The organism is Citreicella sp. C3M06, assembly GCF_018860705.1.
GTDB lineage: Bacteria > Pseudomonadota > Alphaproteobacteria > Rhodobacterales > Rhodobacteraceae > Salipiger.
The window spans coordinates 42,788-68,140 of record NZ_JAHKQA010000076.1 but is presented as its reverse complement, the minus strand read 5'-3'; the positions used below and the strand labels follow the sequence as shown (position 1 = coordinate 68,140).

The 25,353-nt window shown below is 64.8% G+C and carries 31 protein-coding genes, 1 tRNA gene and 1 pseudogene; 9 read left to right on the top strand and 24 right to left on the bottom strand.

Annotation, left to right across the window (positions count from 1 at the left end; genetic code table 11):
- The 19 genes and pseudogenes from KO516_RS18330 to KO516_RS18240 form a co-directional block, all read right to left on the bottom strand.
- Nucleotides 1-261: pseudogene (locus tag KO516_RS18330) on the bottom strand (hypothetical protein); the annotation flags it as partial.
- Nucleotides 261-932: a DUF6441 family protein gene (locus KO516_RS18325; RefSeq protein ID WP_216005242.1), complete on the bottom strand. Its 672-nt coding sequence runs from the start codon at nt 930-932 to the stop codon at nt 261-263. The gene KO516_RS18325 and the pseudogene KO516_RS18330, both read right to left, overlap by 1 nt.
- On the bottom strand, nt 929-1,135 hold the full coding sequence (locus KO516_RS18320) for a hypothetical protein (RefSeq protein WP_216005241.1): 207 nt from the start codon (nt 1,133-1,135) through the stop codon (nt 929-931). The genes KO516_RS18325 and KO516_RS18320 overlap by 4 nt, the downstream gene beginning before the upstream one ends.
- Before the next feature lie 17 nt (nt 1,136-1,152).
- The gene (locus KO516_RS18315; RefSeq protein WP_252737694.1) at nt 1,153-1,446 is read right to left on the bottom strand and encodes a hypothetical protein; all 294 of its coding nucleotides are present in this window, start codon (nt 1,444-1,446) and stop codon (nt 1,153-1,155) included.
- A 23-nt stretch (nt 1,447-1,469) separates the two neighbouring features.
- The gene (locus KO516_RS18310; protein ID WP_216005239.1) at nt 1,470-1,805 is read right to left on the bottom strand and encodes a DUF2190 family protein; all 336 of its coding nucleotides are present in this window, start codon (nt 1,803-1,805) and stop codon (nt 1,470-1,472) included.
- Between the two features lie 73 nt (nt 1,806-1,878).
- Nucleotides 1,879-3,888: a prohead protease/major capsid protein fusion protein gene (locus KO516_RS18305; RefSeq protein ID WP_216005238.1), complete on the bottom strand. Its 2,010-nt coding sequence runs from the start codon at nt 3,886-3,888 to the stop codon at nt 1,879-1,881.
- On the bottom strand, nt 3,875-5,344 hold the full coding sequence (locus KO516_RS18300) for a phage portal protein (RefSeq protein WP_216005237.1): 1,470 nt from the start codon (nt 5,342-5,344) through the stop codon (nt 3,875-3,877). Before KO516_RS18300 ends, KO516_RS18305 begins: the two co-directional genes overlap by 14 nt.
- Nucleotides 5,345-5,433: 89 nt before the next feature.
- Entirely contained in the window at nt 5,434-5,640 is a 207-nt protein-coding gene (locus KO516_RS18295; RefSeq protein ID WP_216005236.1) for a phage head-tail joining protein, read from the bottom strand.
- Nucleotides 5,631-7,652 carry a phage terminase large subunit family protein gene (locus tag KO516_RS18290; protein ID WP_252737693.1) on the bottom strand — a complete coding sequence of 674 codons (2,022 nt, stop codon included), beginning with the start codon at nt 7,650-7,652 and terminating at the stop codon, nt 5,631-5,633. Before KO516_RS18290 ends, KO516_RS18295 begins: the two co-directional genes overlap by 10 nt.
- A gap of 7 nt (nt 7,653-7,659) precedes the next feature.
- Nucleotides 7,660-8,283 (bottom strand): hypothetical protein, encoded by a 624-nt coding sequence (locus KO516_RS18285; RefSeq protein ID WP_216005235.1) that lies wholly within the window; start codon nt 8,281-8,283, stop codon nt 7,660-7,662.
- Nucleotides 8,284-8,980: 697 nt separating this feature from the next.
- On the bottom strand, nt 8,981-9,631 hold the full coding sequence (locus KO516_RS18280) for a transcription termination/antitermination protein NusG (protein ID WP_216005234.1): 651 nt from the start codon (nt 9,629-9,631) through the stop codon (nt 8,981-8,983).
- Nucleotides 9,628-10,242, bottom strand: a complete 615-nt coding sequence (locus KO516_RS18275) for a hypothetical protein (RefSeq protein WP_216005233.1) — start codon at nt 10,240-10,242, stop codon at nt 9,628-9,630. The genes KO516_RS18280 and KO516_RS18275 overlap by 4 nt, the downstream gene beginning before the upstream one ends.
- 13 nt (nt 10,243-10,255) lie before the next feature.
- Entirely contained in the window at nt 10,256-10,984 is a 729-nt protein-coding gene (locus tag KO516_RS18270; protein ID WP_216005232.1) for a helix-turn-helix domain-containing protein, read from the bottom strand.
- 18 nt (nt 10,985-11,002) lie between these two features.
- A complete protein-coding gene (locus KO516_RS18265) occupies nt 11,003-11,290 on the bottom strand; it encodes a hypothetical protein (RefSeq protein ID WP_216005231.1) in 288 nt (95 codons plus the stop codon).
- Nucleotides 11,287-11,913, bottom strand: a complete 627-nt coding sequence (locus KO516_RS18260; protein WP_216005230.1) for a helix-turn-helix domain-containing protein — start codon at nt 11,911-11,913, stop codon at nt 11,287-11,289. The genes KO516_RS18265 and KO516_RS18260 overlap by 4 nt, the downstream gene beginning before the upstream one ends.
- Nucleotides 11,910-12,149 (bottom strand): hypothetical protein, encoded by a 240-nt coding sequence (locus tag KO516_RS18255; RefSeq protein ID WP_216005229.1) that lies wholly within the window; start codon nt 12,147-12,149, stop codon nt 11,910-11,912. The genes KO516_RS18260 and KO516_RS18255 overlap by 4 nt, the downstream gene beginning before the upstream one ends.
- A 265-nt stretch (nt 12,150-12,414) precedes the next feature.
- Nucleotides 12,415-12,669, bottom strand: coding sequence for a hypothetical protein (locus KO516_RS18250; protein ID WP_216005228.1), 255 nt, complete (start codon nt 12,667-12,669; stop codon nt 12,415-12,417).
- Between the two features lie 256 nt (nt 12,670-12,925).
- On the bottom strand, nt 12,926-13,147 hold the full coding sequence (locus KO516_RS18245; RefSeq protein WP_216005227.1) for a hypothetical protein: 222 nt from the start codon (nt 13,145-13,147) through the stop codon (nt 12,926-12,928).
- A 101-nt stretch (nt 13,148-13,248) separates the two neighbouring features.
- Nucleotides 13,249-13,449 carry a hypothetical protein gene (locus KO516_RS18240; protein WP_216005226.1) on the bottom strand — a complete coding sequence of 67 codons (201 nt, stop codon included), beginning with the start codon at nt 13,447-13,449 and terminating at the stop codon, nt 13,249-13,251.
- Nucleotides 13,450-13,537: 88 nt separating this feature from the next.
- Between KO516_RS18240 and KO516_RS18235 the strand changes: the two genes are divergently transcribed.
- Entirely contained in the window at nt 13,538-14,167 is a 630-nt protein-coding gene (locus KO516_RS18235) for a S24 family peptidase (RefSeq protein WP_216005225.1), read from the top strand.
- A gap of 177 nt (nt 14,168-14,344) precedes the next feature.
- Here the strand turns inward: KO516_RS18235 and KO516_RS18230 are convergent, their stop codons facing one another.
- Nucleotides 14,345-14,947 carry a hypothetical protein gene (locus KO516_RS18230; protein WP_216005224.1) on the bottom strand — a complete coding sequence of 201 codons (603 nt, stop codon included), beginning with the start codon at nt 14,945-14,947 and terminating at the stop codon, nt 14,345-14,347.
- A gap of 228 nt (nt 14,948-15,175) precedes the next feature.
- Here KO516_RS18230 and KO516_RS18225 point away from each other — a divergent pair, with 228 nt between their 5' ends.
- From KO516_RS18225 to KO516_RS18200, 6 genes are all read left to right on the top strand, one after another.
- A complete protein-coding gene (locus KO516_RS18225) occupies nt 15,176-15,517 on the top strand; it encodes a hypothetical protein (protein WP_216005223.1) in 342 nt (113 codons plus the stop codon).
- The gene (locus tag KO516_RS18220) at nt 15,514-15,804 is read left to right on the top strand and encodes a hypothetical protein (protein ID WP_216005222.1); all 291 of its coding nucleotides are present in this window, start codon (nt 15,514-15,516) and stop codon (nt 15,802-15,804) included. The genes KO516_RS18225 and KO516_RS18220 overlap by 4 nt, the downstream gene beginning before the upstream one ends.
- Nucleotides 15,801-16,007 carry a hypothetical protein gene (locus KO516_RS18215; RefSeq protein WP_216005221.1) on the top strand — a complete coding sequence of 69 codons (207 nt, stop codon included), beginning with the start codon at nt 15,801-15,803 and terminating at the stop codon, nt 16,005-16,007. The genes KO516_RS18220 and KO516_RS18215 overlap by 4 nt, the downstream gene beginning before the upstream one ends.
- 63 nt (nt 16,008-16,070) lie before the next feature.
- A complete protein-coding gene (locus KO516_RS18210; RefSeq protein WP_216005220.1) occupies nt 16,071-16,301 on the top strand; it encodes a hypothetical protein in 231 nt (76 codons plus the stop codon).
- A 224-nt stretch (nt 16,302-16,525) separates the two neighbouring features.
- Complete coding sequence (locus KO516_RS18205) at nt 16,526-16,714, top strand: hypothetical protein (protein ID WP_216005219.1); 189 nt, start codon at nt 16,526-16,528, stop codon at nt 16,712-16,714.
- Nucleotides 16,711-17,802 carry a tyrosine-type recombinase/integrase gene (locus KO516_RS18200; protein WP_216005218.1) on the top strand — a complete coding sequence of 364 codons (1,092 nt, stop codon included), beginning with the start codon at nt 16,711-16,713 and terminating at the stop codon, nt 17,800-17,802. Before KO516_RS18205 ends, KO516_RS18200 begins: the two co-directional genes overlap by 4 nt.
- A gap of 74 nt (nt 17,803-17,876) precedes the next feature.
- Here KO516_RS18200 and KO516_RS18195 read toward each other — a convergent pair.
- Nucleotides 17,877-17,952, bottom strand: a tRNA-Thr gene (locus tag KO516_RS18195).
- Nucleotides 17,953-18,181: 229 nt separating this feature from the next.
- Between KO516_RS18195 and hisA the strand changes: the two genes are divergently transcribed.
- Nucleotides 18,182-18,901 carry a 1-(5-phosphoribosyl)-5-[(5-phosphoribosylamino)methylideneamino]imidazole-4-carboxamide isomerase gene (gene hisA / locus KO516_RS18190; protein WP_216005217.1) on the top strand — a complete coding sequence of 240 codons (720 nt, stop codon included), beginning with the start codon at nt 18,182-18,184 and terminating at the stop codon, nt 18,899-18,901.
- 39 nt (nt 18,902-18,940) lie between these two features.
- Here the strand turns inward: hisA and KO516_RS18185 are convergent, their stop codons facing one another.
- Nucleotides 18,941-20,461, bottom strand: coding sequence for an aldehyde dehydrogenase family protein (locus KO516_RS18185; protein ID WP_216005216.1), 1,521 nt, complete (start codon nt 20,459-20,461; stop codon nt 18,941-18,943).
- Between the two features lie 146 nt (nt 20,462-20,607).
- Between KO516_RS18185 and KO516_RS18180 the strand changes: the two genes are divergently transcribed.
- A complete protein-coding gene (locus KO516_RS18180) occupies nt 20,608-21,312 on the top strand; it encodes a response regulator (protein ID WP_216005215.1) in 705 nt (234 codons plus the stop codon).
- On the opposite strand, the gene KO516_RS18175 is transcribed toward KO516_RS18180, so the two are convergent.
- Both KO516_RS18175 and KO516_RS18170 read right to left on the bottom strand, forming a co-directional pair.
- Nucleotides 21,279-23,930, bottom strand: a complete 2,652-nt coding sequence (locus tag KO516_RS18175; protein ID WP_216005214.1) for an ATP-binding protein — start codon at nt 23,928-23,930, stop codon at nt 21,279-21,281. The genes KO516_RS18180 and KO516_RS18175 overlap by 34 nt on opposite strands.
- Nucleotides 23,927-25,336 (bottom strand): extracellular solute-binding protein, encoded by a 1,410-nt coding sequence (locus tag KO516_RS18170; protein WP_216005213.1) that lies wholly within the window; start codon nt 25,334-25,336, stop codon nt 23,927-23,929. The genes KO516_RS18175 and KO516_RS18170 overlap by 4 nt, the downstream gene beginning before the upstream one ends.
- Between the last annotated feature and the right edge of the window lie 17 nt (nt 25,337-25,353).

The following is a 25,353-nucleotide window of genomic DNA, read 5'->3' as shown; positions in this document are numbered from 1 at the left end:
CACCAGAGCAACATCCAGCGCATCGGCCCGCGCGGCAGCCGTCGCGCCATGCACGACAAGTTCGCAGTCGATCTCGCGCATCCACTCGCGCGCCATGGCGCCAAGACGCACGCCTTCTTCCTGCGGATCTCCGGGTACCAGATTGATCAATCCTTGGTCTGGGCAGGCGACGGGCAGGTCGTGTTCGCGCATCACGCTGGCGACATGACCGGCAATCGCAGTCAACAGCGCCAAAACGGGGGCTTCATGTGGGCTGGGCATCAGCGAAGCCCCCGCCTTTGGGGCTGTAGCTGGAACGCCTCATCAATATCGCGTGGCAGGCCTGCCACCGCCCCTGCTGTGACTGATCTGACGTTCAGACGTCGCCGCAGACGCGCACGGGGCACCAGCCAGAACATCGGCACCGTGTGCAGCCCGTACCCCGTCCGCAGTGCCCGTTTGCTGCGCGACGGCGCGTAGCCGCCACCTTTCTTGGCCCGCTGGTTGTCAACGACGAGCAACGAGGTCCCGCCGCGCACATAGACAAAGCGCAGCGGCCCATAACGATGTTCAGGGAAATTTGACGGGGTGATCCGCTTGCGACCGGCCCCGGCTTTTGGGGCTGACGGCGTCGGAATTGCAAGAAAGAACCCTTCGGATGATTTGATTTCGCTGCCCTCATCGAAGGCCGCGATCAGCTTTTCCGCCTTTGTCTTCACCACCGCAGCGGCGTCGAGCGAAGCGCCTGATCGAGGATAGTTCTGCGCCTGCCAGCTGCGCGCAAGCCGCGGGCCCAACCCGCCCGCGATCACATCCTGACGCAGTGCGGCCTTCAGTCGTGCGCCCGTCTTGCGGACGCCCGCCGTCACAGCCTTTTCAGCAGTCGACAATTCATCCTGCATGAACCGCTGCAGATCACCATCAAGTGCTGCGTCGATGCGCAAACGGTTCATTCTTCGGCCACGGCTTCCGGTTCGGATCCAAGATCCGTATCGACCAGCGCGCCCTGTCCGCGCAGCTGGTCAGCGACCGAATCCGACACCTTTCCAGCCCATCCAGCAGGGAACACGCGCTTGCGGCCCGGCGCGGCGATGACCTCGGCGGTCATACAGGTTTCGATCTCGACCGCGGTCGAGGCAGGGATCTTGCGGGGCATGGAAATCTCCTTCGAGGTCAGGCGGGGCGAACGTCGAGCGTCCAGATCAGGCGCTCGGCATCGGCCTCTGGCTCGCTTTGAATGACAAAGCTGTCGCCGCCACAGGCGAAGGCATCGCCTGGACGCGGGTTCGGCACCTGTGATTGGCGAACATCGAACAGGTCTGTCGAGACGTGCATCCGGACGCCCTGGAACTCGGCCACCTGATCCGGTGATCTTCGCACGGCGCGGCAATCGACCGGAACGCCGGTCGCCACCGGCGTCCAGATCGCATCCACCGCCAGGTCGCCATTCGCGAACAGGGTCAGCATGGCGGCGGAAAAGGCGGTCACCTTTAAAACGACCCGTTCAGGCGGACGCGCCCGGTGGTTTCGGTCGCGCCACCACCAACGGTCGCAAGTGCAACACCAACCAGAGTGTTGCCCGAGGCGGCGGTGGTCATGCGGTAATTGGTATCATCCCAATACACCTTGGCACCGACCGTCCACGCCTGCGACGGCGCCTTGTCGATAGCAATGACGCCCGTGGTCTTGAGCACCACATCAGCACCGGACTCTGCGGCAGTCACGGCCACGCCGAACAGCGAACCGACAAGCGCACCGGCACCGGATGCCAGAGCACGAGGGGCGGGAACGGTGACGCTGTCGCCGTCCTGAACATAGTTTTTCATATCTCAGTTCTCCGAAAAGGGGAAAGATGGGTGCGAACCCGGCCAGCGCCGGGCCCGCTTGCCAAACGCCGGATCAGGAGCCGGCGTTTTTGTAGAGCGTGCGGTGATCCAGCGGTGCGACACCGGCATCGATGCGGACCTTCAGCTCGACACCGTCGGTCGACCATGCGGTCTTTTCTTCCAGGTAGGGCTCCTGGACGCCGTCAAGGTAGGCCACCTCGATCGTGTCATAGGCGTTCGGGTCTGCGGCCAGATACCAGCCGGTCGCCGACGCCGCGTCGAGACGTCCATCAACGATCAGCTGCGCCATACCGGCCACCGGGTTCGATGCGTGCCCCTTGTTGGCTGTCGGGTCGACGGCGGATTGCAGCAGCTGAGCCGCGGCGACTTCCAGCGCAGCGGGCACGATCATGTATTTCGGCGTGATGTTCAGGGCCGGGCCGGTCGCGCTTTCCTTTTGAGTCCGCATCGCGGTCTTACCCGCCGCCATGGTGGTGATCGACGGCACAGCGCCCGAGGCCGCAAGGTTGTTGTGATCGGCATGGAACAGCGCAGTGCCGTCCGACATGGTCGGGTTGCCGGTCAGAATGGCATAGGCGAGGTTGCCGATGGTGCGCTTGGCCGCACGGCCCATCTTGCCCGGCAGGGTCGAGAACAGCGCCAGATCGTCGTTGATGATCGCCTGACGGGTGATCTTCAGCATCTTGCCGTAAGTCGCCAAGGTGATCATCTCGCCACGGTCGCCGATGGTGCCATAGGTGTATTCGCCACCTTCGGCCACTTCGGGCAGACTTTCAGCCAAGCCAAGGCCGACGCGCTTGGTTGCCTTGAAATCGGTCAGGGTGCCGGTGCGCGTCCACATCTGGAACGTTTCCTCGGCCTCATTCCAACCGCGCAGCGCGGCCTTGTGCGCCACGTTGGCCAGCACATTCGCAAAATCGCTGGTCGAATGCGCGCCCGACTGCACGAAGGCTTGGCCGACCATGTCACGACGATCGGACGGGGCGCGAACGCCCGCAACGGTCAACGATTGACGCGCAAGCTCGGCCAGCGTCATGCCGGTGAACTCGTTGCGCTGGCCACCTTCCATGCCAGCACGGGCCATCAGGCCTTCGGCGGCACCCTGACGGAAGCGCTCAGTCGCGTCCTGCGTGACGCTGGCGCGCGGCCCGCCCACGCCTGCGGTGGCGGACTGCCCCGCTTGGGCGAAGGCTTCGATGGCCTGGGCACGGAATGCGTCGATGGTGGTGCCGTCATCGATGGCGCTCTGCACCAGCGTGTCGGTGGTGCCAAGCTGGGTTGCGGCCTGACGGATCTCCGCGATGCGGGCGCGTTCGTCCTGCGCGGCCTGCTGACGGATGGCGGCCTGATCGACCGGGGGCTGCGCCTGCGTGACGGCGCCAGTGATGGGGGTGGGCATGTTTGCCTCCTGCTGATGGTTTGCGGCTGGCGCCGCCTCGGTGGTTTCTTCGATCGGGACCGCTGCGGCTCCGGGCGGGGTGAGTTCTTGGGGTTGGGCGGACTGCATCCGGGCGCCACGATCCGCGCCGCGTGGCACGACCGAGATCTCGAACGGACGCCACTGGGTGAAATACATCACCTCGGTGCGCTCCCCATCTGCGCCCTGTTCGATCCGGACTTCTTGCTCTACGGGCTCGAAACCTACGCTGACATTGCGCAGGGTGCCTTCGACCACACGCTGCCAGATCGGCTCGACCTCTTCGACCGACGAAAAGCGGAGACGAGCCTTGGCCGCGCCCTGCTCTATCCAAGCATCCTCGATCGAACCGATGACCGATCTGGCGCCGTATTCCATGTGCGCGTCCAGAACCACGCCCTGCTCGATCAGGTGGGTCAGATCCCCGGCACCTTGCTCAAGCACGAGACGCGTGGGCATCCGCTGCACAACGCCGTTGTGGTTGACCCAGTGCTCTACGAGATCGCTGGTCGAGAACACGACCTCGACCGTGCGCGCGGCTTCATCGAGTGTTTGCAGCCGCGCACCCTGCACCAGCTGGCGCGGGGCCGTGCGCGGCGGCGGCGCTGCGGGAGCCTGTGTCGTGGTTTGCTCAGTCTGCGGCATCGTCTGTTCCTTTTGTCTGCGGCGCGGGTGACGCCTCCGGCGCGGTGCCGGCGGAGATCCCGGCATCCGCCAGCATCTCCTGCCAGGCGCGCAGCTCTTCGATCAGTTCTTCCGGGGTCTGGCCGGTGCGCTCGATGACCTCCTGCGGAGAAATCAGGTTCGCGTTGATCTGCATGATTGCAGCGGCTGCGTCTTTCTGCGGGTCGACCCACGGGCGCTTTGGCGGAGTCCACTGCGCCACGGGCGAGAACGGCAATCGCAGGTCACCATTCACGCGGGCTGCATCCATCACCCGTCGCCACGCCGGGCGTCCGCTTTGGGTGATCATCAGATCCGCCTGCCAGATCTCGACCAGCCGCCCAAACTCAAGCTCACCGCCTCGCATCGAGGAATAGTTCGCCTGGCTTAGATCGCCGGTCATCTGAAAATAGGTGGTGCCGATGCCCGCCGCGATCGCATGCAGGCGCTCGCGCATGTGCTCCGCCAGCCCCTCGCTCGCAGGCGGTGCGTTGAAATCCACCCCCCAACCGGGGCGGGCCTGCAGAACCATGCCCGGCTGCATTCGCTCGATCGGCGCGCCCGAGGCAGACCGCAGGGGTGCGCCGCTGTCATCCTCCGCACCGGCCAACGCTGGAACACCGCTCGGGTCGCCGTCATCGTTGGCGTTCGTGACCACCATCGAAATACAGGCTTCCAGCTTCTTTCGAACGATCTCGGCCTCGGCCAGATCCTCGGTGTCCCGCAGCGTGGTTGCTGACGGTGCCATCCAGGACACGCCGCGCACCTGACCGGGGCGAAGAACCTCAAAGACATGATCGACAAAGGCCGCAGGGACGCGCTGCAGGTCAAAGGTGAACCCGCCCGGCAGATACCGCTCACCGGGATGCCAGCGATGCATGTGATACGCCACCCGACGCCCCGCAGCGTCGAACTCGACCCCTTGCACAATCCGGCCCCCGTCCGACAGCATTTCTGTCTTCTGGTGGTCCAGCAGATCGCCCTCGACAATCGTCGCGCGCCAGAACAGCCGCCCGTCCTGGGCGACAGGCGTCCAGATCCGCAGCGCCTCGCCCCCCTCGACCACTGCACGCATCAAAAGCCGCTGCTGACCAAAGAAATCGATCTGGCCTTCGGGATCGACGTTCTCGACAAAACGCTCCCACTGGTCGCGGGTGATGCGCGACACAGCTTCACGCGCGTCCTTGTCTTGGCTAACCGGCTTGGCGCGGGGGCGAACCCCGGTTCCGGCGATATGCGTCGACAGCACCCGCACCGCGCGGCTCGCGTGGGGCGAATTGCGCACAAGGTCACGCGCCGAGGCGCGCAGGAACGGTAGCGCGCCCTGAAGTTCTGTCGTGGCCGATGTGTGCGGGCGGGCCCAGCCCGACATCCGGCCACCGACGCGCGCTGCGTCGTAGGACTGCACCAGCTCGGCCTGCTTCGTGACCGCAGCCATGTTCAGCTCCGCTTGGGCGACACGCAGGCGCGCCTCTGCCCTCCGGGCCGTGAAGGCCGGGGCGATATGCGTCAGAATGTTTGCCATGATCAGCTGCGATACACCGCGCCGATCGACACGCCCACGGCAGGCACACCCGCCTGCGCGCGCTTCTGCGATCGGAAATAGGACAGCTTGGCCAGCAGCTCTGTCTGGCTGCTATACTTGACCCGCTTGCCGTCATACTCGACTTCGAGCGTACCTGAGGCCATGGCGGTCTCAAGCGCCTCGATTGCGCTGTCGTAATTCACTGCCATCCGCTTCCTCGGCCTCCCAGCCAATCGTCGCCCGGTGCTGTCGCACGGGGTTTAGGTTCAGGTTTCTTCGGCGTCTCTGCCGGGGCTGCGGGCGCAACCGGCACTGCGACCTCTGCATCGAACAGATCCGGCTGGGCGTCAGCCGGTGCTGCAGAGCGCTCCGCATCCAACAGCGCCCACTGTTCTGCCGTCATCGAGGTCCAGCCCTTCCGGCGAGCCGCAGCCTCGGCGTAAATCATCGTGTCGAGGCCTTCGTTCCGGCGCGTCGTCTCGGCCAGTTCCCACGAGCTGGTGACCACGCCGGTGCGACCACGCTTCAGCACGCGCACCTCAGAGGTGATCTGCCGGAAATACTCATCGCCCATTCCGACCGGGAAATGGACATAGCCGCGCTCAACAGGATCATCCTTGCCCAGCCAGCCGTAGAAATCGGCCTTCATCTGGCTGACGTTCAACATGAACGCCCGCTTTTGACGCCGCTTTGCCTTACCGTCGCTGCGCCGCTCGAATTTCATCGGCAACAGCACCGGGCCGGTCTGGCTCGTCGCGCCCTTCACCAAGATCACGCGGCTCCACGGGTGCCGCTTACCAAAGGCCCAGACATCGTCTGTATAGGTGCCCACATCGATCGCCATCATATCGAGCGGCAGACGCAAGCCCCGCTCGGTGCGCCAATTCGTTTTCAGGATCGCATCCAGCGCCTCGCGGCCCTCTTGATCCCCGATGTGATGCGGGATCACCATGTAATCGACCGACCAGCGCCGGTTATCCGGGCCAAAGGCAACGACATGCACTTCGGTGCGATCCAACTGGCAATCGACGCCGGCCGTCAGGATCACGCCCCGCGCCGGTACAATGCCCCGCGGGCGCTGATCATCTTCGGGCGCGTGCTCGACACGATCGCGCAGCTTTTCCCAATCGGGGCCTTTGCTGGCCTGTTGAAACGGCAAGCCCAGCACATCGTTCCAGAAGGTTTGCTCGGTTCCGGCCTCGACCTGTTCGCGGATGGCGTCCTCGGTTTCGCCCAAGACCGAAACGCTGGTCCAGCCCATAACGCGAGCGTACTCGACGCCGATCGATGCCCAGTCCCGTTGCGGCGCATATGCCCGCCACAGGTGAAAGCTGGGGTGATCCCCGGCCTTGTTCTGCGGCACCCACTGCCCGGCGCCGACGATCCGCTCTTTCTCTGCGTGACCAATTACCCCGCCGCAATCATCGCAGCTGAAGCAAGCGGCGTGCAGGCGCTCGGGGTCGAGGTTGCGCAGGAAGTTCTCCCATGTCAGCGGCGCCCGGTGCCCACAGTGAGGGCACGGGACAAAATACAGCCGCCGGTCACCTCGGTCATAGGCCTTGCTGATCCGGCACGTTCCCGCGATCTGCGGTGTGCTGACCCGCAAGATCTTGGCGTCCTCGAATCCCGATGCTCGGCTCCCTGCCAGCGCTTCGGGATCGCCCTTCGGCGTCATCTCGAACTTGGCGAGGTCATCCAGGACCACGAGGCGGCGCGAGGTGCCAGCAAGGTCATCCGGAGACCCCGCCGAGGTGATCTTCAACGATCCGTTGCGGTTCAACGTCTCCTGATTGAACTTGGCATCCTTGTTGTCGCCGCCCCGCCCCTCGCCAAAAATCTTGCGCAAGCTCGGGGCCTGTCGCCGCATCGGCAACCATTTGTTGTCGACCCACTCAGTCGCCGCACTGGTTGTCGGATGGACCACCAGGCTGTCGAGCGGGCCGTATTCGTGCCAGGCAGCAACCACCGGATTGACGATCGAGACCGTCTTGCCCCACTGGGCGCTGCCTCGGATCGTCACGTCCCTCGCCGGATGCTCCGGGCTAAGAACTTCGTGGATCTCGCGCAGGAACGGAAACCGATCGATCCGGAACGGCCCCGGCATCGGCGAGCGTTCATCGAACTCAATGTTTTCTTCGCACCAGCGCGTGATGTCGGGCGGCGGCGGCGGCGCCATGGCGCCTGACATAGCGGCAAGCACAATCCGTTCGGCTGCAGCCAAGTAGCCCTCAGAAGTCCGCATCGCGCTCATCGTCCGACATCGCTGCCGCAGCGGCCTCTTCGGCCAGACCATCGGAACGTTGCCCGCGATGGGCCCGCCAGACATCCAGAAGGCAGCGCCTCACCTGAAGGTAATCAACCCCCAGCTCATCCGCGACCCGTCGCGCCCCATCCCGCAGCATCGTCTCAAACTGGGCAACCTCTTTTGCCATCTGCCTGCGCACTTGCGCTTCGACGCTCGACGCCAGGACGAAGCGGCCAGCATCCTCCGCATTCTGCCGACGCAGACGCCGGGCCTCTTCCTCGACCTTTTGCGTCCGCGCCAACTCATAGCGGTCCGGGTCTTGTCGCGTGAGTTGACTGGATTCGGCGGGCCGTTTTGGTTCTGGCTCATCGCGACCGGCCGCAATGTCGCGAAGCGCGCGCTTGGTCTGCGACCCGTTCCCCATTAGCTGACCCGGATCGAGTCGCCCTGAAAGTTTCTCGGCCACCTTCGACAGGTCAAACCGGCGAGCGCGTCCGTCACCGTCATAGCATCCGGCAAGCTGGCCTTTCGAAACCATCTGGCTGATCCGGCCTTTGGAAAGGTTCAGCTTCCCCGCCAGCTCTGTCGTGGTCACCCGATCGCCCATGCCGCCTGGTCCATCGCCTCTCTAAACCGTTTCCGGCCCGCTAAACTGTTGTTTCGTTTAGGCTTTGCTGAACGTTTACCGCTGCAAAACCTCTGCGCTCTGCGCCCCCGTATACGCACAGCCCCAGGAAGGACCCGCCGGGAATTTCCACTCCGACAAGTTCAGCCTGCTTTTCAGAGTGTAAATCTCTTGCCTTACGCAGATTGCGGCATGGCCAGCGTCAATCGGATCGCTACAGTCCGCCCGTTGAAGCCAAAGGAGTTCTCAATGCTGGTTCTTCACCTCGCCGCTGGGCGAGCCTGTTGATCGCCCTTGTTGCAGCCGCTTTTGCGCTGAACGCCGGGGCCATCCCCCTGACCTTGGGGTGGGCCATCGCAGGCCTTTCAGCCTTTGCGTGTTGAAGGGCATCGAAAAGATCATCCTGATCCTCGATGACATCCGCCACCAGACCCGCAACAGAGAATAGCGCCTCGAAAGGGGCGCAGCTCCAAGATCTTCATGTCGCCACTGCGTCGCACTCTGCGTTGCGGGATTGGCTATCGCCTCGTCCGCACGCTCGGGTCCACGGTGTTGCCCTTCCGCGCCGTAACGCGTGATTACCTCAATGGCAGGGACCGCTCTGGATCGTCCTGGCACAATCGGTAAGCGTGCCGTCGCGGGGCTGTCAACGAGAAATACACAGCCCCGCAGCCGTGCCTCACCACTGCTCAAGGCTTTCAGTGGCCAGCGTCACCACCTGTTCACGGCCAAAAAAATCAACCAATGCAAGTGCTTGCGGCCCATCTACCCCGATCACGCGGGCCTCGAACCCATCGAACGGCCCACATGCAATACGCATCCTGTCGCCAATCGCGAATTCATGCCCCGCGCGCATGTACCGATTCATCTCGGGAGACAAACGACCACCGCCCCATTGCCGCATCAGGGCGACGATACGCTGCTCCGGGATCCGGAGCGGACGCCCGTTCACGCCGAACGGCGCGTCGATCACGTCGAGCGCCGCCAGCTCGTGCCAGCGGCTCGCACCCGCCTGCCACCCGACGAACATCCAGCCGGGCATCAGCGGGAAAGACCGCAGTTCCTTCTCGGCAGAGAACTGGTTCTTGCGCCGCCAGTCCTTGCGCACCGGCAGGAACACCTCGAACCCGGCGCGGCGGCAAAGCAGTTCTGGAACGAAGACGCGGGTCCCGGTTCCCGTAACGGCCCTGACACGCGACCGACCACGACGGTCGACGTATGCCTCCCTCTCGGCCCCGATCACGCAGGTTGTGCGCCCAGGATTGTGCTTCATGCGGAAGCGCACCGCGAACCAGTCCATCGCCATGGCCTCGACTTTCCCGTGCATCATGCCTCACCCCCCGTGTTCGGTATCGCCGCTGTTTGTCTGCTGCCCTCGCGGACGAGCGCCATCGCCCGCCCTTCGATCCCGCTGTGCCAGGCGAGCCACTGCAGATCGTCCGCACTCGCCACACCACGACGCTCCCGGTCACGGCGCACACGGACGTCGCTGTCGAGCCCGTGCGCTTTATCCCGGATCGCGCGCCGATCCCCGTCAGTGAGCGGCGGACGCTTGAACTTCTCCCAGAACAGAAACAGGGCCACCAGCGCGCCATCCCGGACGGCCTTGGGTCCCTCGACGGATGCGAACCACCGGCGCATCGCCGGGATCTCTTCGATCGGCCTTGGGGCAATCGCCTCCGCCAGCGCTGTGATCGTGGCCATGCGGGGCCATCCGCGTCGGTCCTTGCCTTCCCCGCGGGTCCGGAGCGCCGCGCACAAGGTTTCAAGCTGCTCATCAGCCAGATACCCCATCCCGTCGCACAGCGCGGCCATGAAGCCATTGAACCGATCCGCCCGCATGTCGCCAGGCTTGCGAAACCCCCACTCGGTCAGCGGCTCGATCAGGATACGCCGCACCCGGTCACGCTTCGTTTCTGCGATGGTCTGCCCCTCGGTCATGCTCTACCCTTTCTCAGCCCAATTCCGCCCGCTCACGCTCTTCGGGCGTCAGCAGGTTCGCGGCGATGATGTGATCAATGATCCAGATCTGAAGCCCGTCGAAGGCGTCAGCGTGTCCACTCCGAAACCGCTCAACGGCGCGTTGCGAATCGCGGATCACCATCGGGTTGTCGGAGAGATTTCGAGGCCGTTCTGCGGCCCCATGGTTCTTACATGGTTTATCTATATAATAGGGGGGTTCAGATTTGACCCCTTTTCCGTTCAAATTTGACCCCTTTTGTTTTTCTTGACAGCCCTGATCTGAACCCTTTTCCGACCCAGAAAAGGGTTCAGGATTATCCCCTTTTTTCGGCACTGATCTGGCCCCTTTTAGGGTCACGATTCGGGCGCGCGTCAGAAAGCCGTATCCGCTGCGATTGCCCCGACCGCGACCAACCACGCGGGTGATCCACCCGGCGTCGATCAGCTCGGAAATCGCCCGCTTTAGGGTCGACCTGCTGCGGCCTGTAGCGCGCTCAAGCTCGGCCAGACCGGGGTCACATTGGGCAGTGTGGCGGTTGGCATAGCGCATGGCCAGAACGTGTGCGACGACCTGCGCCTGCGCCCCGAGGGACGCATCGCTGATCACTGCATCGACCCAGCCAAAGCGTAGCCGCTCCCAATCGCCGGGCACGATCAAGTGGCGCCCTTCGGGGGCGACAAGCTCATATTCTTTCGCTGTGCTGCTCACGCCTGCACCCATCCGATAGTTCCCGCCATCTCAGACGCCACGCGCCCGGCGGAGCTGGTCATGCGCCTTGCCAGCCAACAGGGCCGATACCTCACGCGACAACGCGTCACGCGCCGCGTCGAAGGCCACATCGTCACAAGCATCGCGCGCGGCCAGAACCAGTTCCGCGGCCTCTATGGCGCGGCCAAGGCGCGCGGACCGTGGGCAGAAGCGCAGCGAGCACTTCAGGGCCGCGAGAAGATCCCCGCACAAGCGCAGACCGCCGCGATGCAGCACCATGGCCGATGCAGCGATGACAAGGTCCTCGCCTGCGCTCATGTCAGCGCACCCATCGCCCGCGCGACAAGCGGCTCGGCAGCCCGCAGGATTTCGACCCGCGCCGTGTCGATGGCAAAAGCACCGCGAACCGTTTTTTCCACCAAGTTGGGCCTTGAAACATCCGGCGAGACCAGCGTCGGCGACCCAGGGACCGGCCAATCCGCCCTTTTACGATTGGCGGGCAGATCGAGCCGCAGGCGCCGCCGGTTGAAGGTGCTCGGGTGGCAACCGCAGACGCCGGCGGCCTCGATATCGCTAAGCCCCTGGGCGTGCAGCTCGCGGATCGTGTCGTCCGAAATCGCGGGGGGCATTCCAGGCAACGCATGCGATCTCAGGCCCAACGCCCGCCGCCGCCGCCCATAATAGGCGACCGAGATCCCGATCTCTTCCGCCGCCAGCTTGTCGATCAACCCTCGCTCATGCGTCGAGCGGATCACTTCATCGCTGAACTTCGACGGAACCCCGGACCTCTCCGCACGAAATCCGTTCTCTGCCCTGATACGGCCAATGGTTGCGCGCGAGCACCCAGCCTTCTCTGCGATGTCCGCGATCGGGGCCCCCTGCTTGCTCAAGTCCAAAATGAGCCGCGCACGCTTGCTGGCCGCTTTGAGTGTTTTGGTCATTCTACCCATGCCTCCACTGCATCCGCCAGCGCGCGCAACTGGGCTGCCAGCTCGGCGCGCTCAGCGGCGCTGTCACAAAATCCGTTGGTCAGAACCCGGCAGGCCGCGCCCATCTCGGGCGCTGTGCGCAGTGCCCAGGGCCGCGCGCCGCAAGCGCTCTGCATCAGGTCAAGCTCGAGCTGCCCGAGGGGGAAGGCCCGGCGCCCCACAATGGCCAGAGGCGTTGCGGTGCTCATTGACGCCACCAGCCGCGCGGCATCCCGCCATCGCAGTTCTCGGCCTTTGCACAAACACAGACCGACCTCTGTGCCGCGGCGCAGGCCTCCGCGAATTGCGCCTCCGCACGGTCGACGCGATGCAGCGATCCCGATACCCGACCCGTGGTCAGGCCTAGTTCGCGCGCCGTCGCCAGCGCCGACATCCCGCACCGATCACGCCGATCCAGCATCTCGAGCAGGGTTTCATCATCCTCTCGCGTAAAGAAATTTGCCCGCGCAACCATCAGTCGGCCTCCTCTGAATCAAGACGGGCATCCGTGACAATCGCGTCGATGACCTCCCCGATCGTGCAGTTCATGCGCAGCGCCTCACACTCCAACCAGATGCGGTTTTTCGTTGCCCTTGCCGGAACCCTCAGCGCGCGTCCGAACGTGACGCCCTCGCGGTGCGCAACGACCCGGACATATGCCGCCGAACAGCCTGCGGCCTGGGCGATTGCGAAACAGGTCCGCTCCGGGTCCGCCGTAAACTCGCGCATCACGGCGCGCCTGAGATCGCCGCGTGACATCGCTCAACTCGGAGAAAGCCCTCCCGACGCCGCACACGCCGGGAGGAAGTCTGACAGGAAGGACACAGCCGATAGCCCCTGGGGGGATACGATGACGCGCGGGGCCGCCCGACCTCTGGGGAGGAGATCAGCCGGGCGAGGGACAATGCCCCGCGCGCCCTGCTGCGGGGTGGCTCACACCCCGCCCTGCTCGCCCCCGAAGGGGCAACTACACACGGAGCACCAATCATCCGGCGCGCCGCGCATCTGCGAGGAGCACATCGGAAAGATGGCTCATGAACCCGGGCCGCTCGAGCACCGCGATCATCACCTTGTCGGCGGTCGGGCGGGTGCTGGCATTCCACCAGTTCCACGCGGTGCTGTTGCGCACCTCGAAGTACGCCGCGACATCTTCGGGGCGGCGGAATTCGACCCTTAGCCAACCAGACCAGATGTCGGCGGCGATCACCTGGATCCTGTATCGGTCCAGATCTTTGGACCGCGACCCGAGTCCATTGCGCGTTTCAGGCTCAGAGCATGGATTCGATACAACCAATTTTAGATGATCATTCACGCCGCTTCCTCCTGCGGCGGGTTCGCCTCGATGTAGGCCTTCAACCGATCCACGCGGATCATGGTTGGGCTGGACTCACCCGCCCGCCACGACTCCCATTCCTTCCAGCCCGCGCCGATGGCCTCACGCAAAACCCACTGGGGCTTCCGGTTCACAGAAGCCGCGTAGGCTTCGACGTATGCGATCAAATCTTCCATGCGCAAAGTTATGGGGGATTTTTACCCCATAATACAAGGGTAAACTTACGCCATGCCACAACCCTATCGCACTAGGTATATTTTACCCATGTTCCGAACCTTCAAAGAGGCGCTGGCATCTGCCCTAAGCGTGACTGGCCGCTCCCTCCGCGAGGTTACGGCCAGCGCTGACGTGTCCTACGAGCAATTCAAGGGATTCCTTCAAGGTAAAAGCCGTAGCACGAATGTTGATGACGCTATTAAAGTCGCGCACGCGTTTGGCGTGAGCATGGAAGCCTTCATGGCCGGACAGATCAGCAAGCCAAACACCATTGCAATAGCAGGAAAAGTTGGCGCAGGCGCTCAGGTTCCCGTGTTCGACGCCTACGCCAAAGGCGACGGCCCCCAGGTCGAATGCCCGCCCGGCCTGCCCCCGCACGGCATCGTCGCAGTCGAGGTCGAGGGCGACAGTATGGAGCCAACGTACAGCGCAGGCGATCTCCTGTTCTACACCCGCGAAACCGATAACGGCATCCCCAGCGACGTAATCGGCCACCGCTGCGTCGTCGAGGATGAGGACGGCATGGGCTGGGTGAAGCAGGTCAAGGCAGGCGACGAGCCGGGCCTGTTCCACCTGATTTCACTGAACCCCGGCGCACAGACAATGTGGAACAAGCGGTTAAAATGGGCGGCGCGCGTGCGACTGGCATGGCCCTCTGACCTGGCAAGGAAGGTGTAACCTTATGCCGGGACAGGAAAATGACTGACAAACCCCGAAAGCCAACATCGATGACTGATGGCGCATCGCCCAAGCCGATCACCCAAAGCGCAAGCCCAAGAGGCACAACCCCGCCTGGCGCCAGCGCCTCCCCGAACAGGATGACCAGCACCTTAAAGCCGCCACCGAAGAAGTAACCTATTTCATTCGGATGTTGACCCGCGCAACGTGGCTTGCTGGGATGTATGTCATTCTCGCCCCCATGAGCTCGTCATTGATGCCGGTGCGCTCCTCCTCTCTTCCGTCGCTCAACTCTTCTTCCTCTACGACCATAACGACCGATCCATCTCCGCCGAGATACAGCCCACCCCATGGCGCGTCGTGGTACTTCGAGCGATCGTTCATGTAGAGCACCCGCCCACCGACGGTATGGACCGACACTTGGCCCACGCGTCGGTCAGTCTGGACAATACCAGACCATGCGCCATGCGCACCGTCATCGCGATGTACGCCAACGCTTCCCACGCACCAAAGCCAACCCTTCCGCCCCCACTTTCGCCATAGCCCCGCACTTAGCAGGCTCGTCACGAAAGCAGCGATGAAGCTGGCGACCGGACCGAACCGCTCAAGAAGTACGAACGCGAGCATCGCGAGCGAAGCGAACGCAAGAGAGATGAATACAACATCTGTCGCCGCATGATCACGCCGGAACCCCGCGTACGCAGTGACATAGCCCAAGTACCCTGCAGCGAGAGCTGCCTGCAAAGACAGCGAAAGATCGAAAAACTCTGTGGCCAGCATCTGACACCTCCTGAATTGGATCTAGCACGGAATTCGAGGAATTTCTCGGTGCTCACCCCGCCCACCCCGAGCCAGGCTTTTTGCTGTGCGCCATACCATGCAGCGCACCCCACTCTAGCCATGCCAAACGCGACCAGCAACTTTTATGGGGGAATTTTACCCCTTTTTATTGACAGGGGTAAAATTCCCCTGCATCTTGCATAACCATCAACCCCGATGGAGGCAGCGATGCTCATTCCCAAGAAATTCACAGTACTTGCCAAGACGCTCTGCACCCCGGAACTTTCCCATGGCGGCCCGGCGGCGCTGCAATCCGCCTGGCTTGACGCCAAGGCCGCCCGCGGGCAGCCGCTCAGCGCCCGGCAGATCGCACGGCTGGATGCAATGCCCAGCCACCTTCCCGGCCACGCCGCCATCCCCGACGCCCCCTTCGTCGAGGTGATCGTCGAAGGCGACCCCGATCCGCTGCCCCCTGCCCCCAGTGCGAACCCAATTGATGCCGCACGGATCCGGGCCCTGCCCCGCACCCGCGCCGTCATCTCGCGCATGTTCGGCGGCGATGCAGCATGAACACCCCCGCGCAGCAGATCCCGGCCGGCGCGCTGATATCCGCGGAACAGCGCGCCACGTTTCGCAAATTTGCCGATCACATCGCCGCCGCCGAAGCGCAGATCGGCATACCCCTGCCCCAGAAGATTGCCTCCGACATCGCCGACATGGCACCGCGCCACGGTATCAGCATCACGATCACCGCCACCCACGTGCGCCTGCGCGCCGCAAACATCGGCGTCGGCGCGGGAACATTGCCCGACCTGCTGAGTGCGTGGCGCGCCAGATACCAGGAAACCCAGCCATGACCCACGGCCCCAGACACGGACCAATCGAGCACGAAGATCTCGCGCGCTGGTATGCCTGCGAGGTCATGGCAGACGCGGCACTGTACGACATCACCACCGTCACGTCGGCCTGCCGATTGGTCCTCGATCATCCGCAGGCAACCTTTTCCGACCACCAGACCGCGCGGCGACTGCTGGCCTCGATCAGAGACCGCGCCGCCTGACCCATCGGTCAGCGCCCCCACGCTGGGGGCGCCTTCCAATGAGCCAGACAGGAGAACCCGGCGATGACCAACCCCGACATCCGCACACCAGAGGCACTGACCTCCTACCAGAGCGGCGACAAGCTCGACGCATGGAGTGTCGAGCCCGCAAGCATCCTTTGCCCGCCGCACCGTTCACCCGATCCGGAGGACAACACCGTCGCGGCCGCCGCGTGGTACATCATCATCGCCCTTCTGACGATCATCGGGCTGGCGACGTGGCTGGCGTTTCGCATGTGGCCGGTGCTGGCATGAACCCGGTCATGTGGATCCTGCCCGGCGCCGGCATCACCGCGCTGCTGGCATACGGCGTGGCCGAAGGCATCAGCGCGCTTGCGGGGTGGCTCGGATGATCCGCCCTTTCAAAGTGCTAATCGGCTGCGCGACATCCTGCGTTGCCCTCGATGCGTTTCTTGCCCTCGGACACGATGCTTGGCAGCGTGAGATCCTGCCAGCCGACAAGCCGAGAGGTTAAGATCATGGCAAAAGCAGCAGCCCCTTCCATGCCGACCCCGCGGCAGATTGAGGACGCGTGGAAGGCAGTCAGAGCCCTCGAACCTCGCGCCCGCATCGTGTCGGTCGGCCCGGACGGCGTGAAATTCGGCTATGACGCTGACGAGAATCGCGGCAAGCAGGTAACATCGCTCAAGCGATACGGTGAAAAATGACGCCCCCGAACCCATTCCCCGGCTGGTACTCCGAGCAACTGCCTTCGGGCAACACTCGGCATATCGTCCGAATGAAAGGGCAAAAGGGTAAAAGAACCACCGTGCCAGTTGGCCCGGAACACCCGGATTTCCTTGAACACTACCGCGCCGCGCGCGTCGGCGAGAAATGGCAGGGAGAGCCAGCAGCGCCAGAGGTCCCGCGCGAAAGCCTTGACGGGCTGCGCCTGAGATACCTGGCGCATCTTGAGAAGATGGTAGAGGGCGGCAACGCCAGCCCGTCCACACTCAAGCAACGCCGCAGCTTGCTCAGTCGCCTCTGTGACCACCTCGACGATGATGGTGACCGCTACGGCGACCTGCATCTGAATCTTCCCCAGCACGCCCTCATCCGTGTCCGCAATGCGCGCGCCGCAACGCCGGCTGAAGCCGACAACATGATGAAGGCGGCGAAGGCGATGTATACCTTCGCAATCGAGACCGGCGCCATGGAGAACAACCCGGCGCAGGGCATCGCGAAGATCCACAAGAGCAAGGGCGGTACAACGCCGTGGACTGCCGCCGACATGCGACAATTCGCAAAGTCGCATCCTCCCGGCAGCATGGCGTTTCTGTGGCTCACGCTCGCGATGTTCACCGGCGCGCGCATCGGCGACCTATGCCACCTCGGGCGGCATCATGAGGTGACACGCAATGGCGCGGTATGGTTGGAGTGGCAGCCAGGAAAGAAGGGCAGCGCACCCGTCTCGATGCCAATCCTGCCACCACTGCTTCGGACGATCCGGGCGATGCCGGTCGTTGGCCCCGCCTACCTGCTTTCGGAGCGCGGAAAGCCGTTCAAGAATGTCGAGACACTGAGGACCCGCGTGCGCCGCTGGTGCGATGACGCCGGGCTTCAGAATCGCTCCTCGCACGGGGTGAGGAAAGGCATGGCGACCATGCTCGCGGAGGCCGGGGCCAACGAGCAACAGATTGGTGCGGTGCTGTCTCACACCCAGCCATCCACAACGAGAATTTACACACAGACAGCCCAGCGGAGCGTGCTTTCGCAGCAGGCCTTGTCGGGCATTTCAAACATCGTTTGGGGTTGAGGTGCCCCACGCCCAATTTTCCGTGTGGCACTTATCGTCAAAAACGAAGCAAAATCAGGGGTGTTTTTGTGATATGGTGCCCCCACACGGACTCGAACCGCGGACCTACTGATTACAAATCAGTTGCTCTACCAGCTGAGCTATAGGGGCACCTTTGGCGCGGTGCACCCCGATGGGGCGACCAAGGCGCTGACGAGCGTTTAGCAGAGCAAATTCCGGCGGGCAAGACCGGCTGGAGCGTCTGCGCGCAGAATTTCGCGCCCGGTGCGAGGCACCTGCGGGCAGCGCGCCTGTCCTGCGCAGGAGGCTCTGCGCAAGGGCCGATTGCATCACGGCCCGTCTCATGAAATGTAGGACAAAACAGAATTGTGTGGACGTCATGATCCTTTACCCAGCCATCGACCTCAAGGACGGCAAGGCCGTTCGCCTGCTTCGCGGCGACATGGACAAGGCCACGGTCTTCAATGACAACCCCGCCGCGCAGGCGCTGGAATTCGTCGCCGCCGGGTGCGAATGGCTGCATCTGGTCGATCTCAACGGAGCCTTCGCTGGCGAGCCGGTGAACGGGGCCGCGGTCGAAGAGATCCTGCGGCTGACCAACACCCCTGCCCAGCTTGGCGGCGGCATCCGCGATATGGCCACCATCGAGATGTGGCTCGAGCGGGGGCTGGCACGGGTGATCCTTGGCACCGTCGCGGTCGAGAACCCGGCGCTGGTGCGCGAGGCCGCCGCCGCCTTTCCCGGCAAGATCGCGGTGGGCATCGACGCAAAGGATGGCATGGTCGCCACCAAAGGCTGGGCCGAGATCACCGATGTCGACGCGGTCGAGCTGGCGAAAAGCTTTCAGGATGATGGGGTTGCGGCGATCATCTATACCGACATCAACCGCGATGGCGCGATGCAGGGGCCCAATGTCACCTACACCGCCGCCATGGCGCAGGCGGTGACCATTCCGGTCATTGCCTCGGGCGGGGTGTCCTCGATCAGGGATCTGAAGGCGTTGCGCGATTGCGGCGCGGCGCTGAACGGTGCGATTTCGGGTCGGGCGCTTTATGATGGCGCAATTGATCTCAAGGAGGCGCTCGAGGCGCTGCGCTGAGGAACGCGGCGGGGCACCCTGCCCCGCCATGCCCATGCTTCAGCCGATGTCGAAGGTCACGCCCTGCGCCAGCGGCAGCTCGCGGCTGTAGTTGATGGTGTTGGTCGCCCGCCGCATGTAGGCGCGCCATGCATCCGAGCCGGATTCGCGCCCACCGCCGGTTTCCTTTTCACCGCCAAACGCGCCGCCAATCTCGGCCCCCGAAGTGCCGATATTGACGTTGGCGATGCCGCAGTCAGAACCGCGCGCCGACAGGAAGGTTTCCATCTCGCGCAGGTCGGTGGTGAAGATCGACGACGACAACCCGCCCCCGACAGCGTTATGCGCCTCGAGCGCGGCATCGAAATCGCTGTATTTCATCACATACAGGATCGGCGCAAAGGTCTCGCGCAGGACCGGGCCGTCATGAACCGGCATCTCGACGATGGCGGGCTTGACGTAATAGGCCGCCTCGCCCTCGACCGCCTCGCGGCTGCCACCATGCACGGTGCCGCCCAGCTCGGCGGCCTCTTTCAGCGCGGCGGTCATGCTGTCGAACGCCGCGCGATCGATCAGCGGACCAACCAGCGCGCCAGAGGTCAGCGGATTGCCGACCGACACGCTGGCATAGGCCTTTTTCAGCGCCGGCACGATCTGGTCATAGACGCTTTCGTGTACGAACAGGCGGCGCATGGTGGTGCAGCGCTGCCCGGCGGTGCCCATAGCGCCAAAGGCGATGGCGCGCAGGGCCATATCCATGTCGGCGCTGGGGCAGACGATGCCCGCGTTATTGCCGCCGAGCTCTAGAATGCAGCGGCCAAAGCGCGCCGCGACCTTGGGGCCGACGATGCGGCCCATACGGGTCGATCCGGTGGCCGACACCAGCGCCACCTTGGAGCTGTCGGTCAGCGCTTCGCCCAGTTCCGGCCCGCCGACCAGCACCTGCGACAGCCCCTCGGGCGCATCGCCAAAGCGTTCGACCGCGCGCTCGAATACCGCCTGCACCGCCAGCGCCGTCAGCGGGGTCTTTTCCGAGGGCTTCCACAGCACCGGGTCACCGCAGACCAGCGCCAGCGCCGCGTTCCAGCACCACGGCGCGCAGGGGAAGTTGAACGCGGTGATGATGCCAACCACCCCCAGCGGGTGCCATGTTTCCATCATCCGGTGGCCGGGACGCTCGGTGGCGATGGTCAGACCGTAAAGCTGGCGCGACAGGCCGACGGCGAAATCGCAGATGTCGATCATCTCCTGCACTTCGCCCAGCCCTTCGGAGGGCGATTTTCCCGCCTCGATCGACACCATGCGGCCAAGGTCTTCCTTGGCGCGGCGCAGCTCTTCGCCGAACAGGCGCACCAGCTCGCCGCGGCGCGGCGCCGGCACCATGCGCCAGCTCTTGAAGGCGGCGCTTGCAAGATCCACCGCGGCCTGCGCATCGGCGGCAGAGTGCACCGCCAGCGTCGCCACGGTCTCGCCGGTAACGGGAGAAACCACGGCCATGCCGCCCGCCACGTCCAGCGCGGCAGGGCTGCCGCAGGCGTCCATGGTGCGGGCGGTCAGGGCGTTGAGAGGTTCGGTCAGCATCGAAAAGCTCCTTCGAATGGCATTTGGAGCAAAGCCTATCACCGAAGCGCCGCAGGGCGCCAGCAACTGCCCCACGCCCAGCGCGCATGGTTGCCCGCAAGCGCACAACACGCTACCTGCTGCTCACTTCGCGAGGAACAGGGCGCATGGTCAGAATTCTCATCGTCGACGACGACGCAGACATGCGCGATCTGCTGCGCTTCGAGTTGACCGCACAGGGCTGGCAAATCGGCGAGGCCGAGTGCGCCGCGCAGATCGGCCCGGCGATCAAGGCCGCGACGCCCGACCTGATTCTGCTCGATCTGCGGCTGCCCGATGGCGACGGGCTGGCCATCGCCCAGCGCCTGCGGGCCGGATCGCAGATTCCGATCATCATGCTGACCGGCCTTGGCGGCGATGTCGATCGCATTCTCGGGCTTGAGATGGGGGCCGACGATTATGTCGTCAAACCGTTCAATCCGCGCGAATTGGTGGCCCGGATCAAGGCAGTATTGCGCCGCTCGGGCGCTGCGCAGCCTCCGGCACTGGATCACGACCGGCGCGGCTTTGCCGGCTGGGTGATCGACTTTGATTCGCGGCAGCTGAAAAGCCCCGGCGGTGCGCAGACCGCGCTGACAAACGCCGAATTCCTGCTGCTCGAGGCCTTCGTGAAATCGCCGCGACAGGTGCTGTCGCGCGACCAGCTGCTTGAGCGCACCCGCAGCGATGGCGGCGAGGTGTTCGACCGCACCATCGACGTGCTGATCCTGCGCCTGCGCCGCAAGATCGAACCCAACCCAAAGGCGCCGACCCTGATCCGCACCGAACGCGGCGCGGGCTATGTGTTCGATACCGAGGTGACGCGGCTCTGATCCTCAAGCACGCGGCGGACCGAGCTGGCAAGCAGCTCTTCGGACACCGGCTTGCGCAACAGGGGCGAGAGCCCTGCGGCAGCCCCCCCCGAGGTATAGAGCACCGCAAGATCGGGCCGCATCCGCCGCGCCGCCTGCGCCAGTTCGCCGCCGCTCATGCCGCCGGGCATCGAGACATCGGAATACAGCAGGTCAATCTCGGGGATCTCTTCCAGCAACTCCAGCGCCTCGGGGCCGCCCCGCGCCGTCACCACCGCATAGCCCAGCCGGCGCAGCTGTTCGGCGGTCACCTCAAGCAGGTCGGCATCGTCGTCGACCGCAAGAATGCAGGCGTCATGCGGCAAGTCGGCAAACACGGGCGTCGGGGTGTCGCCCAGCTTCGACACCGGCAGATGCAGGGTGATGCATGCGCCCGCAGCCGATTCAATCTGCACGCTGCCGCCCGACTGGCGGGCAAAGCCATAGACCATCGACAGGCCCAGCCCGCTGCCCTTGCCCACCGGCTTGGTGGTGAAGAACGGCTCGAACACCTGCGCGGCCAGCGCCTCGGGGATGCCCGGCCCGGTGTCGGAGACGCTGAGCGCCACCATCTCGCCCGCCGGGCGGGTTGCAATGGTGATCTCGCCCTGCCCGCCCATCGCATCGCGCGCATTCACCGCAAGGTTCATCAACGCCGCCTCGAGCTGGCCCGGATCGACGCGCAGCTTTGCCAGCCCCTCGGCCAGATCCATGCGCAGGCGCACCCCGCTGCCAAGGCTGGTCTCGAGCAAATCGGCCATGCCGAGCGCCAGCGCGTTGACATCGACGTTTTCCGGCGCAAGGCGCTGGCGGCGGGCAAAGGTCAGCAGGCGGCTCACCAGCCCCGCCGCCCGTTCCGCCGCGCCCTGCGCCCGGCGCACCCGGCCCTTGAGCGGCTCAGGCACCGTCTCTTCGCGGGCGAGGATGTTGAGATTGCCAAGAATCACCGCAAGGATGTTGTTGAAATCATGCGCAATTTCTCCGGTCAGCAGGCCAACGCTTTCCATCTTCTGCGCCTGTAGCAGCTGGCTTTCGGTGTTCCGCTGTTCGCTCACATCCATATGGATGGTGGCAAAGCCGCCGCGCGGATTCGGGGTCGAGCGCAGTTCGATCACCCGCCCGCCGGGAAAGCGCAATTCGTGCCGGTATGCCTGTGTCATCCGCCGCTGCGACACCCGGTCAAGGGGCAGCTCCTCGCCGCCCGGCAAAAAGGCACGCACCCCTTGCACGCGCAGCTGCCGGTTGATCCTCTCCAGCGACGGGCGGTTGACCAGATCCGCCGCATCAAAGCCGTAAAGCGCGGCATATTGCGGGTTGAAGGCCCGCAGACGGCGGTGTTCGTCAAACACCGAAAAGCCATCCTTCATGGTCTCGAAGGTGGTCAGCAGCAGGTTTGAGCGTTCGGCCAGTTGCCGGTCGAGTTGCTCCATATGGACCGAGTTGTCCTTGAAAACGGTGAAGGCGCGGGCAAGGTCGCCGATCTCGTCGCGCCGCTCGGCGCCGGGCACCTGCGCGTCGCGCTCACCGGCGGCAAGGCGGGTCATGGCGGTGGTCACCCCGGCAAGGTTGCGCCCGAGCGGGCGGATCACCAACAGGTACGAGGCCAGCGCCGCAAGCAGGATCACCGTCAGCCCGACGGCGGCGAATTGCGAACTGCGCGCAAGGATGGTCTGGCGCAGGCCCTGCGTGACGCTCGCCATGCGCTGCCCCGCCTCGATGGCACCGGCATCGACCATCCGCTTGAGCGTCGCGGCCCGGTTGCCGACCCCGGTCAAGGCGGTCTGGGCACCGGCCTGCGCCGCCAGCTCGCGCGCGCGCAGATCGAACAGCCCGCCCGGTGAAAGCTGCTCTGCAAAGCTGCGCGCCGCCGCCTCGGCCCCGGCGCGCAGCCCTTGCGGCAGCGCCGCCACCTGCGTCTCCAGTTGCGCCACGCTGCGGGCATAACCGGCACGGATCTGTGCCAGCCCATAGGCATCGGCCCCGCCCGCCCGCAGGATCGCCGCCGTTGCAAGGTTGGTCAGCCGTTCGACCGCCAGCAGCGGCGCCTGCGAGCGCACCGCGGTGCGCCATGTCCCCGGCTCGGCCAGCGCGTTGCCCGAGGTGATCGCCTCGATCGCAAGGATCGACGGGCCGATGAGCTGGCGCAGCTGGTTGATGTCTTCGAACATCCTGCGCCGGGCGAGTTCTTGCCCAGCGCCAAGCGCCCGGCGGTTGTCAAGCTGCGCGCGAAGCCGGGCCAGTTCTGCCGCGAGATCCTGCGCCTCGGCGGGGATACGCTGAACATCGGGCCGTACCGCATGCAGGGCTTCGGCCTGCGCGGTAAAGGCCGCAAGATCGGCATCGATGGCCGCCTGCGCCGCCAGCGTCGCCCATTGCGATCCCGCCACCATCAGCGACGCCCCCCGGCTTTGCAGCCGCTCACCGATCCGCGCCAGTTCCAGCGCCGCCGTGACTTCGGGCAGGTCACGCTCTGTGACTTCTTCGGCGGCGCGACCGATGCGATTCAACGCGCCAAGCGCCGCAACGCTTGCCACCACCATCGCAAGGCTCGACAGCGCCACGATCAGCAGCATCCGCCCTTCGATGCCGCGCCATCTCATGGGGCGGTCTCCTTCAGGCCCATGGCTTCGCGGTAATTGCGCCCCTGCGCCGCGCGCCCCAGACGGTCGGTGATCTGATCCCATGCGGCAGCGGCCGTAGACAGCGCCTCTGACGGAGGCTTGCGCCCGTCCAGCACGGCGTCAAGCTCGGCATCGAGCACCGCCAGATAGGCCGGATATCCCGGAATACGCAGGTCGGGCACGGCATGGGGCGAGGCAAGGCTGTCGCCCAGTACATCCAGATAGCCCTGCGCCGCGCTGCCCATGACGCGGGTCCAGCCCGCAAGGTCTTCGAGTTGGGCCTTGCGGTAAGGGTTCAATCCCGACGCGCCGTCGCGTACATCCGCATCGGCGCGGGCCGGGTCCATCATCCAGCGGATGAAATCCCACGCGCCCTCCTGATCGACGGCATCGGCAGGGACAGCGGCGATCCAGCCACCAAAGGCAAGGAATGGCACCGGCTGCGGCTCTTGCCGCTGCCACGAAGCCCCGGTCCAGACCCGATCGCTGCCCGGCAGCACAAAGAACCCGGTGCGCCCCGCCACAGCCGACAGCCCCGGATCGGACGCATAGAGCCCGATGTCCGACCAGTCGACGGCCATCGCGGCCTCGCCAGCGGCAAAGCGTGTGCGCACCTCGTGGCTGCCAAGATCCCCCGGCCCCGTGGCAATGGCCACAAGATACTGAGTCAGCGCCTCGACCCAGGGCGGGCTGTCGATGGCCGGGCGCATGGTCTGCGGATCAAAGAACAACGCCCCGGGCGAGCGTACCAGCGCGGCGACATGACTGAACAGGTACCACAGCCGCTGCCCGCCCTGCGCCGATGCCTCGAGCGTGCCGTAGCGCACCTCGGGGCGGGCGGCGAAAAACTCGGCCAGCCGGGTGTATTCGACCCAGGTTCGCGGCGGAGCCAGCGCGCTGCCGGTCTGCGCGCGCCATGCGGCGGCGATGGCGGGGTCTTCGAATAAATCGCGCCGATAGGCCCCCATGTGCAGATCGCCGTCCAGCGTCACCGCCTTCCACGCCCCCTGCCAGCGCATCAGCGTGTCGCGAAAGGCCGGGGCGATGCCCTGCACCAGCGGGCCGCTCACCAGCGCCTCGGGCACCGGCGCCAGATAGGGTGCGAAATCCGGCAACCACGCGGCGGGAAAGATCAGCACATCCGCCCTGCTGCGCCCGGTGACAAAGCCCAGCATGATCTCGGCGTAAAGCCCATCGAAGGGGCGCCGCACCACCTGCACCGGCGTGCCCGTGGCGGCGGTAAAGCTTGCGCCATGCGTCTGCGCCGGCCCCGCGATCGGCTTGCCATCGCGCGTCAGTACGGTGATCGCCTGCGCAGACCCGCCAAGGCAGGCAAACGTGGCCCATATGACAAATATTACAATCCTGTCCATGCTGCGCGACATACTCTGTTCATCTGGCG